Here is a 13424-nt window from a genome sequence, read left to right as displayed (position 1 = left end):
AGTGTTTGCCCTAGGGGTAGCGAAGTGGTAGGGCGATTGCCACCCGTGGAAAGAGTTGGGTAAAGGGCAAGACGCAGGTGATCGAGGTCAAACCGGAAACTGCCAATGATTGGTGGGAGGTCGAGGCGCTCTTTGACCTCTGCTTTGCCCCCGGTCGCGAGGCGCTGTCGTCTTACCGTTTGCGCGACGATGTGGACCCGGTGAAGGAGTTTTCGCTGGTCGCGCGCGATGAGCTGGGCATTCTGGCGGGCGCCATCCGGTTCTGGCCGGTGCATGTGGGCGACCATGATAGCCTCCTGCTTGGTCCTGTTGCCGTGCACCCAACCCACCAAGGCGAAGGTCTGGGCGGGTTTCTAATCCAGGAGGGGCTAGAGGCCGCCGCCAATCACGGCTGGAAAAGGGTGATGCTGGTGGGCGATGCACCCTATTACAACCGGTTCGGATTCGAGCGTCTGACGGGCGTTGAAATGCCCCCCCCCACCAACCCGGACCGGGTTCTGGGCAATGCCCTGCAACAGGGGGCCTGGGAGGGCGTTGAGGGTATTGTAACCCGCTGGAGCGCTTGAAATCCGGCCTTTCGTTCCCAATCTTGAGTGACGAGAAGGGAGTACCATGCACGACATCATCACTCGCCCGCCATTGGACACCGATACGGAACTGGATCGGATTGCCAAGCACTACCGCTCGGCCGGGGGAACAGGTGTGCAGATGCTCAACGCCCTGGGTGGCAAGGCCGAAGGCCTGCTGGACCAACTGCCCGCCAATGTTCGCGATGGGTTGACCGAGGCGACGGAACGCGCGCTGCGCCTGTCGGTGCAGGCCGCTCAAGGGACGCGTCGGGCCGTCCCGGATCAAAAGGAATGGATCAACACCGCCGTCACCACGGCCCTTGGGGCCGCTGGTGGGTTTGGTGGACTGCCCGGCGCCTTGGTGGAACTGCCCGCCACCACTACGATGTTGCTGCGCGCCATTCAGGGTGTTGCCGCGGAAACCGGGTTTGATCCGGCCACCGAAAGTGTTCAGTTCGATTGTGTCCGGGTGTTTTCCGCCGCCGGGCCGTTGGATTTCGACGATGGGGCCGATCTGGGGTTTCTGTCGGCGCGTATGACGCTGACCGGCGGGGCGATGCAGAAACTGATCGCCACTGTCGCGCCCAAGCTGGCAACTGCGTTGGGGCAGAAACTGGCGGCGCAAACCGTGCCTATTCTGGGGGCGGTTGCCGGGGCGGGCACGAATTTTGCCTACACGCGATATTACCAGCAAATCGCCCATGTCCAGTTTGGCTTGCGCCGCTTGGCCGTGGACGCAGACCTGCCGCAGGATGAATTGGTTTTGCGTTTACGCTCTAGAATGTCGGATCAAATCAGCTAGAGTGAATATGATGGGGTTTAGCGGCTTTCCTGTTGTGATCTCGGGGCTTTACGTCCGGGCTTGATCTTGGGGCCGGTGTGGATATCTATTCGCGAACCTAAACGACGAGCCGACGATGATTCAGTATGCGTTGAAATGCAGCAAAGGCCACAGCTTTGACAGCTGGTTCCAGTCCGCCGAAGCCTATGACAAGCTGGCGGTAACGGGCATGGTGACATGCGCGGTCTGTGGCCACACCGAGGTCGAAAAGGCGATCATGACGCCGCGCGTTCGGCCTGCGCGCTCGGCTGCAGCGACGCCGCCTGTACCCGAGGCTGCGCCTGCACCGACGCCAAAGCTTAGTGAACCTGCTTCGGACATGGAAAAAGCCATGGCCGAGGTGCGCAAGCAGATCGAGGCGAACTCGGATTATGTCGGCAAGGATTTCGCGTCCGAGGCGCGCGCCATGCACGAAGGCGAAGCGCCGGAACGATCGATCTATGGTGAGGCGAATCTGGAAGACGCCAAATCCCTGATTGATGATGGTGTGCCGGTCACACCGCTTCCATTCATGCCAAACAGAAAGACAAATTGATCCAATGCATATCCTGATCACGGGCGCCAATCGCGGTATCGGCAAGGAAATCAGCAAAAGGTACCGCGCAGACGGCCACACCGTGACCGGAACCGCGCGTGACGGCTCCGAAACCGTGACGCTGGATGTCACCGATCCAGCACAGCACCGCGAGATGGCCGAGCAAATGTCCGGCAAACCTGTGGACCTGCTGATCTGCAATGCAGGCGTCTATCTGGACAAGGCGCAGGAGCCGGACGGCTACCCGGCCGAGATGTGGGCGCAGACCTTTGCCGCCAATATCACCGGCGTGTTTCTGACCGTGCAGGCGCTGATGCCGAACCTGGAACTGGCCGATGGCGCGCGCATCGCCATCATCTCCTCGCAAATGGCGTCACACACCCGTGCGCCGGGCGGTAGCTATATCTATCGCGCGTCCAAGGCGGCGGCTTTGAACCTGGGTCGCAATCTGTCCGCCGATCTGAAGCCGAAAGGCATCGCTGTGGGAATCTACCACCCAGGGTGGGTCCGCACTGATATGGGCGGAGCCGAGGGCGATATCTCGGTCGATGAAGCCGCCGAGGGTCTGATCGCCCGCTTTGCCGAGTTGGACTTGGCCAGCACCGGCTGCTTCAAAACCTGGGACGGGCGCGATCACGCCTATTGAGGTTTCACCGCGTCTGCGGGTACCTCGAACACTTCGCCGGGCTCGATGAAAATCCGCATGATTCCCCCTTGCACCTCGTGGCTGATCGGGGTGGGGGAGCTGGACGATGTGGGTTTGCCATCCTCGAAATAGATGCGCCGCACGTCACCGCCGGGAATTTGCACCGCAAGCGTGACGCCACCGTCTTCTTTTCTGCGCAGCTCGGCATGGCAGTTTTGCAAGGCATTGCCGGGGGCGGCGCAAGGCACGGTACCCAAGGCATTGTTGTTGCCATCGGTGCCGGAAACAGTGGCCTGTTGTGCAAACAAGGGTGAGGCGAGCAGGGTCAGCGCAAAGGCCGCGGGAAACAAACGCATTGAATGTCCTGTGAGATCAGTGATTTTGTTTCAAACTGGCACCGCGAAACCAGCCTGTAAAGCAGTTGCGACATAAAAGCGGTACAGATGACGCTAACATTGCGGCCGCGCCACTTGCGATTGAGACCCCCCTCGCATATGAGGCGTGGAACCAATAATCCAAGGCGCGGAGACTTCTGACCCCATGCCCGTACTCGTGATGAAATTCGGTGGCACGTCTGTTGCCAACCTTGATCGTATCCGCCGCGTGGCCAAGCGCGTGGGTGTCGAAGTGGCCAAGGGCTACGACGTCATCGTCATCGTGTCGGCCATGTCGGGCAAGACCAATGAACTGGTGGGCTGGGTGAACGAAACCTCGCCGCTCTATGATGCGCGTGAATATGACGCCGTTGTGTCCTCGGGTGAGAATATCACTGCGGGCCTGATGGCGCTGACCTTGCAGGAAATGGACGTTCCCGCGCGCAGTTGGCAGGGCTGGCAAGTGCCGCTGATGACCACATCGGCCCACGGTCAGGCCCGGATCGAAGAGATCCCGACCAAGAACATCAACGAAAAGTTCGGCGAGGGTATGCGCGTGGCTGTCGTGGCCGGTTTCCAGGGCATCAGCCCCGAGGGTCGGATCACCACCCTGGGCCGTGGCGGCTCGGACACCACTGCGGTGGCCTTTGCTGCTGCTTTTGATGCGGAACGTTGTGACATCTACACCGATGTTGACGGCGTCTATACCACCGACCCGCGCATCTGCGAGAAAGCGCGCAAGCTGGACAGGATCTCGTTCGAGGAGATGCTCGAACTGGCCTCGCTGGGGGCCAAGGTGCTGCAGACCCGCTCGGTCGAGCTGGCGATGCGCTACAAGGTAAAACTGCGTGTTCTCAGCAGCTTTGAAGAACAATCCGACGAGGCCGGTACCCTGGTCTGCGATGAGGAGGATATCATGGAATCCAATGTAGTTTCGGGCGTCGCCTATTCGCGGGACGAAGCCAAGATGACCCTGCAATCGGTCGCAGACCGTCCGGGTATTGCTGCCACCATCTTTACCGCGCTGAGCGATGGCGGCGTCAACGTCGACATGATCGTGCAGAACATCTCGGACGAGGGCCGCACCGACATGACCTTCAGCTGCCCCACTGATCAGGTCGCGCGCGCCGAACAGGCGCTGCTGGCGATCAAGGAGCAGGGGGAGCTGAACTATGCCGAACTGATCGCGGACACCGACGTGGCCAAGGTTTCGGTTGTGGGCATCGGCATGCGGTCGCAGTCGGGCGTTGCGGCCAAGATGTTCAAGGTGCTCTCGGATGAGGGGATCAACATCAAGGTCATTACAACCTCCGAGATAAAAATTTCCGTTCTGATTGATCGGAAATACATGGAACTTGCTGTTCAGGCACTGCATGATGCCTTTGAATTGGATCAGGCGGCCTGAGCGAAACGCTTTTGGTCTATCTGAATGAAACAAGGTGACAGGCCCGATGGCGGACGGCACAGAAAGTGAATCCCGCAAGCTGCTTGGACGGCTGCGTGAAGCCATGGCCAGCGATGACGCTGGCCAGGCGCGTCTGGACAAGATCACGCATCTGATCGCGGACAGCATGGGGACCGAGGTCTGCTCGATCTACCTGTTCCGCGACTCCGAAACGCTGGAACTCTGCGCGACCGAAGGGTTGCAGCCTGAATCTGTCCACCAAACCCGCCTGCGCATGGGCGAAGGTCTGGTGGGCCGCGTTGCCAAGTACAGCAAGGTCATCAACACGCCCGACGCGCCGTCGGCCAAGGGCTTCCGCTATATGCCAGAAACGGGGGAAGAGCGGTTCTCGTCCTTCCTGGGCATTCCGGTGCAGCGTTTGGGTGAAAAACTGGGCGTTCTCGTCGTGCAATCCCGCGATGCGCGCGAGTTTTCCGCTGATGAGGTCTATGCTCTCGAAGTGGTTGCCATGGTCGTGGCCGAAATGACCGAACTGGGAGCCTTTGTCGGCGAAGGCGCAGCTCTGTCGCCGCTGCACCAGCAATCGGTCTTGTTGCGCGGGGGCACCGGCCAAGAGGGCGCGGCTGAGGGCCACGTTTGGCTGCACGAGCCGCGCGTGGTGGTCACCAACCCCATCGCCGACGATCCTCACCGCGAGCTTGAGCGCCTGAACGAGGCTGTAGAAGAGCTGCGCGTTGGCGTCGACAAGATGCTGGAGATGTCCCAGAACGGGGACAAAGAGCAGCTGCAAGTCCTTGAAGCCTATCGCATGTTTGCCAACTCCAAGGGCTGGATGCGCCGCATGGAAGAGGACATCGCCCGCGGCTTGAGCGCCGAGGCTGCTGTCGAAAAGGAACAATCCCAAGCACGTGCGCGCATGGAGCAGGTGAATGACGCCTATCTGCGCGAACGCCTTGCGGATCTGGATGACCTCAGCAATCGGTTGCTGCGCATTCTGACCGGACAAGGGAGCAATTCAGGCGCTGAACTGCCCGCCGATCCGATCCTGGTTGCGCGTAATATCGGACCCGGAGAGTTGCTGGAATACGGTCGTTCGCTCAAAGGTATCGTGCTCGAAGAAGGCTCGGTCGGCAGCCATGCAGCCATCGTGGCCCGTGCATTGGCGATCCCGCTGGTAGTGCACACGGCCCGCATCACGACCGAGGCGTTGAACGGCGACCACATCATGGTTGATGGCGATCAAGGGATCGTTCATCTGCGCCCTGATGATACGGTTGTGACCGCCTTTCGTGACAAGATAGCGATGCAGGCGGACGCGCAGGAACGCTATGCCTCGATCCGTGATCGCAAGACTGTGACCCTTGACGGCAAAGAACTGTCGCTGGTGATGAATGCCGGCTTGATGGCGGACCTGCCGTCTCTCGATAGCTCTGGCGCCGAAGGGGTGGGGCTGTTCCGCACCGAGTTGCAGTTCCTGGTGCGCAATCAGATGCCCAAACGATCCGAACTTGTGTCGCTTTATGGTCGGGTTCTTGATGCTGCACACGGCAAACGCGTGGTGTTCCGCACACTCGACATCGGATCGGACAAGGTGCTGCCCTATATGAAACCCACAGACGAGCCGAACCCCGCCCTGGGGTGGCGCGCGATCCGGGTTGGCCTGGACAAACCGGGCGTCATGCGCATGCAACTGCAGGCGCTGATCCGCGCCGCCAACGGCCGTCCACTGACGATCATGTTCCCCTTCGTGGCTCAGGCCGAAGAATACCACATGGCCCGCGCCGAGGTCGACAAGACCATCGAGCGCGAACGGAAGCTGGGGCATGTGCTGCCGGAAACGCTTGAAGTTGGGGCGATGCTTGAAACCCCATCGCTGGCATTTGCACCGCAAAAGTTTTTTGACGATGTGGGTTTCCTGTCCGTCGGTGGTAATGATCTGAAGCAGTTCTTCTTTGCCGCAGACCGTGAAAACGAGCGGGTGCGCCGTCGCTATGACACGCTGAATGTCAGTTTCCTGAGCTTGATAGAGCGGATCGTTGAGCGGTGCGCTATCTCAGGCACACCGCTGAGCTTTTGCGGCGAAGATGCCGGCCGCCCGATCGAGGCGCTGTGCCTTGCCGCCATGGGTATTCGCACATTGTCCATGCGTCCAGCTTCAATTGGGCCGGTCAAAAGTTTGCTTTTACGATCAAATCTGGACGAGCTGCGCAAGATCATCTCGGACGCGCGACACCGCGGTGAGCAAAGTGTTCGACCTGCCGTGATGGCGTGGTTGAAACAGCAGAGTTGAGCGGTGAAATCCAATCGCTCAACTTGCTGAAATTTAACAACATTTCACTGAATTGGATGTGCTTCGTCACCCTGCAGGACTGACGTTGTACCGCTTTAGCCAACTCTTGCGTCGATTGGTTCGCAATCAGATTTATCCCCAAGGTTTTCCACGATCTTTCAGGTATTGTGTGGATAGAATCGCTATCACAAAATTGACTATTTGGAACATTTATTGGGTAAAATCTAGATAATTGAGGGTCATTCTTTCATATTTGTAGCAAGATGCAGAAATCAACCAAGCTTCTATCCCCGGAGCAGTCCATACGCGAATGCTCAATGCAGTGGCCATGCGGTGCAGATGCAGTTTTCTTCATTGAATGGCGTTCACCGTTCAATTTGCTTCTCCCGTATTGAAGATGAAAGTCTTGTAAGAACAATGCATTACCCTCAGTAACTTCTTGGTTGAATTTCTTCACATAACCTCTTGGAAATAGACATTTGTGGATAACTCATCACTTCGCGTATGGGAGTTAACAATCTGAAATGTAGCAACTTTCCGATGAGTTGGGTTTCTGGTCCAACAACGAGTTTCCAGGGCGCTCGATCCAGAATTTCTGAGAAACCTGCTATCGTACGATCGTAAGTGATAGGGTTAGATGGGTTGCTTTTTGCCTGACTTGTGGGCAAAAGCAGATTTGAACTATGTTATCGCTAACATTGCCGTTAACTCACTGACACTGATCGCGGCAGGGAAAGGAACAATTCGATGGTTTCGCGTGTGATCCCAGTTGATCCGTTCGATCTTGTGCTGTTTGGAGCCACAGGCGACTTGGCGCACCGCAAGATTCTACCGGGTCTGTTCCACCGTTTCGTCGTGGGGCAGATGCCTGACACGGCGCGCATCATTGGCACGGCCCGGTCCGCCATCAGCGCAGATGAGTTCCGTGCCACGGTGCGCACCGCCATACTTGAACAGGCCGGCGAAGAGGCCGAGCAGGACGATGTGTTGAACACCTTTCTGTCGCGCATCGATTATGTCGCGGTCAATGCCACGGGGCCCGAAGGATGGGATGATCTGGCAAGCAGGCTCCGGCCGGAAACGGTGCGGGCGTTCTACTTGTCTGTTGCACCATCTCTGTTCTCCGAGATTGCGTCACGCTTGCACTCTGGCGGCCTCGCGACGGCTGACAGCCGGATCGTGGTCGAAAAACCCTTTGGTCGCGACCTGCAATCCGCGCGTGAGTTGAATGCGGGGCTGCGCGCCTGTTTTGACGAACATCAGATTTATCGCATCGACCATTACCTGGGCAAGGAAACCGTACAGAACCTGATGGCCCTTCGGTTTGCGAACTCGCTGTTCGAACCCCTGTGGAACTCCACCCACATCGACCACGTGCAAGTCACGGTATCCGAAAGCATCGGCATCGAAGGGCGCGAGGCCTATTATGACAAGTCCGGCGCCATGCGGGACATGGTACAGAACCATCTGGTACAGCTACTGTGCCTGACCGCGATGGAACCGCCGTCGAAGTTTACACCCAATGCGGTGAGGGACGAAAAGGTCAAGGTGATCGAGGCGCTCGATCCGGTTCCGGATGGTGATATTGCGCGGGGACAATACCGGGCTGACACAGGCGATGACAGCTATCTGGATCATGTGGGTGACCCCGACAGCCGGACCGAGAGCTTTGTCGCGATGAAAGTGCGGGTTGCCAATTGGCGATGGTCAGGCACGCCGTTCTACCTGCGCACCGGTAAGAAGCTGCGCGCGCGGGAATCAGAGATTGCCGTCGTGTTCCGCGACCCCCCGCACACGATCTTTCCCAATGTCGGCCATCTGCGCGGCAACGTTCTGGTGATCCGCCTGCAACCGGACGAGGGGATCACGCTGCGCACCACGATCAAGGATCCGGGCCCCGGCGGCCTTCGTTTGAAAGAGGTTTCGCTGGATATGTCCTTTGCCGAGGCCCTTGGCGCCGACAACCGCCCTCAGGACGCCTATGAGCGGTTGGTAATGGATGTGATCCGGGGCGATCAGACCCTGTTCATGCGCGGAGACGAGGTCGAAGCGGCCTGGACCTGGGCCGACCCGATCATCAGCGCCTGGGAAGAGCGGACCGATCGGCCGGCGCCTTATGACGCGGGCAGTTCGGGTCCCGAAGATGCCTTGATGCTGATGCATCGCGATGGTCGCCGTTGGCGCCAGATCGGAGAGTGATCAGATGACATTGAACCAAACCCTTGCCGATGTGACCAACCGTATCATCGACCGCAGCGCGCCGATGCGCAGCGCTTACCTGGCCCGCATGGCCGAAGCCACGTCCCAAGGTCCAGCGCGCGGACATCTCAGCTGTAGCGGGCAGGCGCACGCCTATGCTGGTGCCGGAAAGGACCAGACACGGCTCGCCGAGGGCGGCGTTGGGAACCTTGGGATCGTCACCAGCTACAACGACATGCTGTCGGCTCATCAGCCATTCGAGCGTTATCCCGAATTGATCCGCACTGCCATCCGCGCGGCAGGTGGTACGGCTCAGGTTGCGGGCGGGGTGCCCGCCATGTGCGACGGCGTCACCCAAGGCGCGCCGGGGATGGAGCTGTCGTTGTTCTCCCGCGATGTGATCGCCATGGCGGCGGGCGTTGCTCTAAGCCATAATACGTTCGACGCGGCCGTGTTCCTTGGTGTGTGTGACAAGATTGTTCCCGGGCTGGTGATCGCAGCGCAGAGCTTTGGTCACCTCCCGGCGGTGTTCTTGCCTGCGGGGCCGATGGCCAGCGGATTGGCCAACGACGAAAAGGCCAAGGTGCGACAACAGTTTGCGGCCGGAGAATGTGACCGCGATGCGTTGATGGCGGCCGAAATGGCGGCCTATCACGGGCCTGGAACCTGCACGTTCTACGGGACCGCAAACACCAACCAGATGCTGATGGAGTTCATGGGTCTGCACTTGCCCGGCGCGTCCTTTGTGCCGCCAAACACAGATCTGCGCGACGCTCTTACCGTCGAAGGGGCAAAGCGCGCCCTTTCGCTCAGTGCGCTTGGCAATGACTTTACGCCGGTGTGCCAGATCTTGGACGAAAAGGCGTTTGTAAACGGCATCGTGGGGTTGATGGCGACCGGTGGCTCGACCAACCTGTTGATCCACTTGGTGGCGATGGCACGGACCGGTGGCATTGCATTGGACTGGCAGGATTTTTCGGACATTTCGGCCGTGGTTCCCCTGATCGCGCGGGTCTATCCCAACGGCTTGGCGGATGTGAACCATTTCCACGCGGCAGGCGGGTTGGGCTATGCGATCTCGACCCTTCTGGATGCGGGACTCTTGCATCCTGACACGCAGACAGTCGCGGGCGAGGGGCTCGCGCATTACACCCAAGATCCCAAACTGATCGATGGTCAGTTGGTCTGGCAGAGCGGGGCAGGCCAAAGCCTGAACGACAAGATCCTCCGACCTGCATCCGACCCGTTCCAACCCACGGGCGGCCTGTCACGGCTTAGCGGTTCGTTGGGGACGGGCGTGATGAAGATTTCCGCCGTGGCACCGGAACATCGGATCGTCGAGGCACCTGCGCGCGTGTTTGAAGACCAAGACAGCGTCAAGACGGCGTTCAAGGCTGGGGAGCTGACGGGCGATGTGGTCGTTGTTGTTCGCTATCAGGGGCCAAAGTCCAACGGGATGCCCGAACTGCATTCTCTGACGCCGGTGTTGCAGGTTCTGCAGGGGCGGGGACAAAAGGTGGCTCTGGTCACGGATGGGCGCATGTCCGGGGCGTCGGGCAAAGTGCCTGCTGCGATCCATGTCTGCCCCGAAGCCCTCGATGGGGGCCCGATCGCTCAGCTGCGCGATGGGGACTTGCTGCGCGTTGATGCGGTGGCCGGGCAGTTGGAGATTCTGACACCCGGCGTGACCGAGCGCGAGATCGCCCCGGTTGACCTGACCGCAAACGCCTTTGGCACGGGCCGCGACCTCTTTGCTACATTTCGTCAGACGGTTGGATCCGCTGACACCGGCGCAACTGTATTCGGGAACTGACCCATGACATCGAAATCCATCCGCACGCGCGAGATCTGCGCGCTCGCCCCCATCGTTCCGGTTCTGGTGGTCGACGACGCCAAGCAGGCCGCACCTCTGGCCGAGGCGCTTGTTGCGGGTGGTTTGCCTGCGCTTGAGGTGACGCTGCGCACGCCTGCGGCGTTGGACGCCATTCGCGAAATGGCCCGCGTTCCGGGCGGTGTCGTGGGGGCAGGGACTTTGATCACGCCTGCGGATGTGCGCGCAGCCAAGGCCGCAGGCGCGCAGTTCGGTGTCTCTCCGGGTGCGACGGATGCTTTGATCGCGGCCTGCGAGGCCGAAGGGCTACCCTTGTTGCCAGGTGCAGCTACCGCGTCCGAGGCAATGTGTCTGCTGGAAAAAGGCTATGACATGCTCAAGTTCTTCCCCGCCGAGGCATCAGGTGGGGCACCAGCGCTCAAGGCCATCGGTGCGCCGCTGCCGCAGGTGTCGTTTTGTCCGACAGGCGGCGTGTCACCGGACAATGCGCGGGACTACCTGGGGCTGTCGAATGTGGTCTGCGCTGGTGGCAGCTGGGTGGCCCCCAAGGCGATGGTCCAGGCAGGCGACTGGTCCGGGATCGAACGGTTGGCGCGCGACGCCGCAGCGCTGGCCCGGTAGGACGCTCTAGCTCGACGCTCAACCGAACCGGCCAGCGTTCCGCGGTGACGCGTCGAGCCGAAGGCGAGGCGCGCCCGGCCCAACGGGAGGAGGTGCCCCGCCAGGGGCATCGACGACGGGCGGGAGTGCCCCCGGTCTTACCCCATCAGCCGCTCAAACATGCGCCGGACCCATCCAACCTGCGGCGGATCAATCTCTTTTGCGTGCGGTGTCAATGCGGCCATGCCCTCGGGGTCGATCACCGTTTTGCCGTCCTGAAACTGCAAGCGATACAGATCGGCATAGATGCCACCACGCGCCAAGAGTTCGTCATGCGTGCCCTCATCCGCAACCTCTCCGCGTTCCATCACCACGATCTTGTCGGCATTGCGAATGGTGGACAGACGGTGCGCGATGACGATGGTTGTGCGCCCCCCCGACAGCCGGTCGAGCGCCTCTTGCACCACCTTCTCGGATTGCGCATCCAATGCGCTGGTGGCCTCGTCCAGCAGCAGCACCGGGGTGTCCCGCAGCAAGGCGCGGGCGATCACCACCCGCTGACGCTGTCCACCGGACAGCGCCGAGCCGCGCGGGCCAACCAGGGTATAAAGCCCCTTGTCCAGCTTGGGCAGGAAATCCGACACATGGGCGGCGTCCAACACCTCCTGCAGCTGCGCATCGCTCACGTCCGTACGCCCCAGCAGGATATTCTCACGTAGGGTCTCGTCAAACAGCAACCCCTCCTGTGTCACCACCGAATAGAGATCGCGCAGCTTGTCGAGCGACATATCCCTCACCTCGACGTCACCAACCTGAACCGATCCGGCTTGTGGATCGACCAGACGGGTCAGCAGGTTAAAGATCGTCGACTTGCCCGCGCCGGATGCGCCCACAAGCGCTGTGGTCTTACCGGCTTCGGCCCGCAGGGTCAGCCCGCGCAGAACTGACGCCTCGCCATAGTTCAGTTGCACGTCGGTCAGGGCGATCTCGGGGCGGCCGGACGGGGCCGCGACGGGTTTGTCCGGCGAGAGCAGTTTGATGGGCTCGTCCATCAGATCCTTGAGACGGTCGAGGGCGGCGGCGGCCACTTGCCAGGTGCCGCTGACCGAGGCAAGCCGTCGCATCGGGTCAAAGGCCAGACCAATGGCGGTGAAGAAGCTCATGAATTCACCCACGGTCTTTTCGCCCGAGATGATTTCCGAGCCGCCGTACAGAAGCACCCCCATGAAGCCGACCCCCGCCATGATATCGACCAGTCCGGTGATCGACGCAGTGCCGAAACTGGCGCGCACTTCTGATCGGACAAAACCGCTCATATGGCCGTCAAAACGATTGACTTGGTACTTCTCCAGATTGTTCAGCTTGATCGGGACAATGCCGTGAAAGATCTCGTCCAGCCGCGTGGACAGTTCTGCACCCAGATCACGGGCCTGAGCCGCCTTCTTGCGCACATAGCGCTGCGCGGCAGCTACGGGTAAAAGAAGAACGGGAACGCCGATCAACATGACGGCAGTCCAGACCCAATCGACGTTGATGGCCACGCCGATCAGAACCACCAGGGACACCGCATCGCGCCCTGCGCCGGTGATGATCACCTGCCAGACATGGTTCACGGCGCTTACGTCCATCTGCACCCGCTGGATCAGAAAACCGGGCGGGTGGGTCTGGTGAAACGAAGTGTCCTGACGGATCAATCGGTTCAGCAGATCCAATCGCAAATGCGCTGCCGTCTCTTGCGAGATTCGCGTCAGCAGCACTTTTTGAACCACGCCGGCGATGCCTCGGATCGCAAAGATCACCAGAAACGCCAGGCTCACCCATTTCAGCGCATCCGTATTGCCCTTGACGAAGACATCATCGAACATCGGCTGCATCATATAGCTGAGCACACCGACCATGCTGCCTTCGAGCAGCATGAACACCATTGCGATGCCCAGCAACGGAAGATGCTTGTACAAGTAGCCGCGCCAGAGCCAGCCCATCAATTCGCGACTGGATTTGTGTTTTGCACTCATGGCGTTGCTTCCATTTGGGGGAGGGGGGATGACGACAGGTTTCGGGTCATGACGCGCCCATTTAAGCACGTCGCAGCCAAGGCGCAAGTTTGCAGCGCGCTTGCCGTTTGGTGAATTGA

General features: G+C 60.1%; 11 protein-coding genes. 9 read left to right on the top strand and 2 right to left on the bottom strand.

Annotation, left to right across the window (positions count from 1 at the left end):
• Window positions 1-77 precede the first annotated feature (77 nt).
• The 4 genes from TRM7615_RS18795 to TRM7615_RS18780 all read left to right on the top strand — a co-directional run bounded on the left by TRM7615_RS18795 (window position 78) and on the right by TRM7615_RS18780 (window position 2591).
• Window positions 78-566 carry a GNAT family N-acetyltransferase gene (locus tag TRM7615_RS18795; RefSeq protein WP_108790511.1) on the top strand — a complete coding sequence of 163 codons (489 nt, stop codon included), beginning with the start codon at window positions 78-80 and terminating at the stop codon, window positions 564-566.
• 46 nt (window positions 567-612) lie between these two features.
• Window positions 613-1371, top strand: coding sequence for an EcsC family protein (locus TRM7615_RS18790; RefSeq protein WP_108790507.1), 759 nt, complete (start codon window positions 613-615; stop codon window positions 1369-1371).
• Window positions 1372-1486: 115 nt separating this feature from the next.
• The gene (locus TRM7615_RS18785; protein WP_108790504.1) at window positions 1487-1945 is read left to right on the top strand and encodes a DUF1178 family protein; all 459 of its coding nucleotides are present in this window, start codon (window positions 1487-1489) and stop codon (window positions 1943-1945) included.
• Between the two features lie 4 nt (window positions 1946-1949).
• Entirely contained in the window at window positions 1950-2591 is a 642-nt protein-coding gene (locus TRM7615_RS18780) for an SDR family NAD(P)-dependent oxidoreductase (protein WP_108790501.1), read from the top strand.
• Here the strand turns inward: TRM7615_RS18780 and TRM7615_RS18775 are convergent.
• Window positions 2585-2947, bottom strand: a complete 363-nt coding sequence (locus TRM7615_RS18775; RefSeq protein ID WP_235824141.1) for a hypothetical protein — start codon at window positions 2945-2947, stop codon at window positions 2585-2587. The two genes, TRM7615_RS18780 and TRM7615_RS18775, sit on opposite strands and share 7 nt — an antisense overlap.
• A gap of 184 nt (window positions 2948-3131) precedes the next feature.
• On the opposite strand from TRM7615_RS18775, the gene TRM7615_RS18770 reads away from it, so the two are divergent.
• The 5 genes from TRM7615_RS18770 to eda all read left to right on the top strand — a co-directional run bounded on the left by TRM7615_RS18770 (window position 3132) and on the right by eda (window position 11311).
• A complete protein-coding gene (locus TRM7615_RS18770; RefSeq protein ID WP_108790498.1) occupies window positions 3132-4370 on the top strand; it encodes an aspartate kinase in 1239 nt (412 codons plus the stop codon).
• A gap of 46 nt (window positions 4371-4416) precedes the next feature.
• The gene (ptsP, locus tag TRM7615_RS18765) at window positions 4417-6660 is read left to right on the top strand and encodes a phosphoenolpyruvate--protein phosphotransferase (protein WP_108790495.1); all 2244 of its coding nucleotides are present in this window, start codon (window positions 4417-4419) and stop codon (window positions 6658-6660) included.
• A gap of 747 nt (window positions 6661-7407) precedes the next feature.
• Window positions 7408-8859, top strand: a complete 1452-nt coding sequence (gene zwf / locus TRM7615_RS18760) for a glucose-6-phosphate dehydrogenase (protein ID WP_108790492.1) — start codon at window positions 7408-7410, stop codon at window positions 8857-8859.
• Window positions 8860-8863: 4 nt separating this feature from the next.
• Window positions 8864-10672 (top strand): phosphogluconate dehydratase, encoded by a 1809-nt coding sequence (gene edd, locus TRM7615_RS18755; RefSeq protein WP_108790489.1) that lies wholly within the window; start codon window positions 8864-8866, stop codon window positions 10670-10672.
• A 3-nt stretch (window positions 10673-10675) separates the two neighbouring features.
• Window positions 10676-11311, top strand: a complete 636-nt coding sequence (eda, locus tag TRM7615_RS18750; RefSeq protein ID WP_108790486.1) for a bifunctional 4-hydroxy-2-oxoglutarate aldolase/2-dehydro-3-deoxy-phosphogluconate aldolase — start codon at window positions 10676-10678, stop codon at window positions 11309-11311.
• A gap of 137 nt (window positions 11312-11448) precedes the next feature.
• Here the strand turns inward: eda and TRM7615_RS18745 are convergent, their stop codons facing one another.
• Window positions 11449-13305, bottom strand: a complete 1857-nt coding sequence (locus tag TRM7615_RS18745; RefSeq protein ID WP_108790483.1) for an ABC transporter ATP-binding protein — start codon at window positions 13303-13305, stop codon at window positions 11449-11451.
• Window positions 13306-13424 lie beyond the last annotated feature (119 nt).

It is taken from the genome of Falsiruegeria mediterranea M17, from assembly GCF_900302455.1.
Taxonomy (GTDB): Bacteria; Pseudomonadota; Alphaproteobacteria; order Rhodobacterales; family Rhodobacteraceae; genus Falsiruegeria; species Falsiruegeria mediterranea.
Note: the sequence above shows the minus strand (reverse complement) of the source record. Positions and strands in the feature narration are given on the sequence as shown.

What these genes read in the sequence shown, in the direction of transcription:
- eda (WP_108790486.1), top strand. Translation starts at nt 10,676, where the DNA reads ATGACATCGAAATCCATCCGCACGCGCGAGATCTGCGCGCTCGCCCCC.
- edd (WP_108790489.1), top strand. Translation starts at nt 8,864, where the DNA reads ATGACATTGAACCAAACCCTTGCCGATGTGACCAACCGTATCATCGAC.
- ptsP (WP_108790495.1), top strand. Translation starts at nt 4,417, where the DNA reads ATGGCGGACGGCACAGAAAGTGAATCCCGCAAGCTGCTTGGACGGCTG.
- TRM7615_RS18770 (WP_108790498.1), top strand. Translation starts at nt 3,132, where the DNA reads ATGCCCGTACTCGTGATGAAATTCGGTGGCACGTCTGTTGCCAACCTT.
- TRM7615_RS18785 (WP_108790504.1), top strand. Translation starts at nt 1,487, where the DNA reads ATGATTCAGTATGCGTTGAAATGCAGCAAAGGCCACAGCTTTGACAGC.
- TRM7615_RS18780 (WP_108790501.1), top strand. Translation starts at nt 1,950, where the DNA reads ATGCATATCCTGATCACGGGCGCCAATCGCGGTATCGGCAAGGAAATC.
- TRM7615_RS18745 (WP_108790483.1), bottom strand. Translation starts at nt 13,305, where the DNA reads ATGAGTGCAAAACACAAATCCAGTCGCGAATTGATGGGCTGGCTCTGG.
- TRM7615_RS18790 (WP_108790507.1), top strand. Translation starts at nt 613, where the DNA reads ATGCACGACATCATCACTCGCCCGCCATTGGACACCGATACGGAACTG.
- TRM7615_RS18775 (WP_235824141.1), bottom strand. Translation starts at nt 2,947, where the DNA reads ATGCGTTTGTTTCCCGCGGCCTTTGCGCTGACCCTGCTCGCCTCACCC.
- zwf (WP_108790492.1), top strand. Translation starts at nt 7,408, where the DNA reads ATGGTTTCGCGTGTGATCCCAGTTGATCCGTTCGATCTTGTGCTGTTT.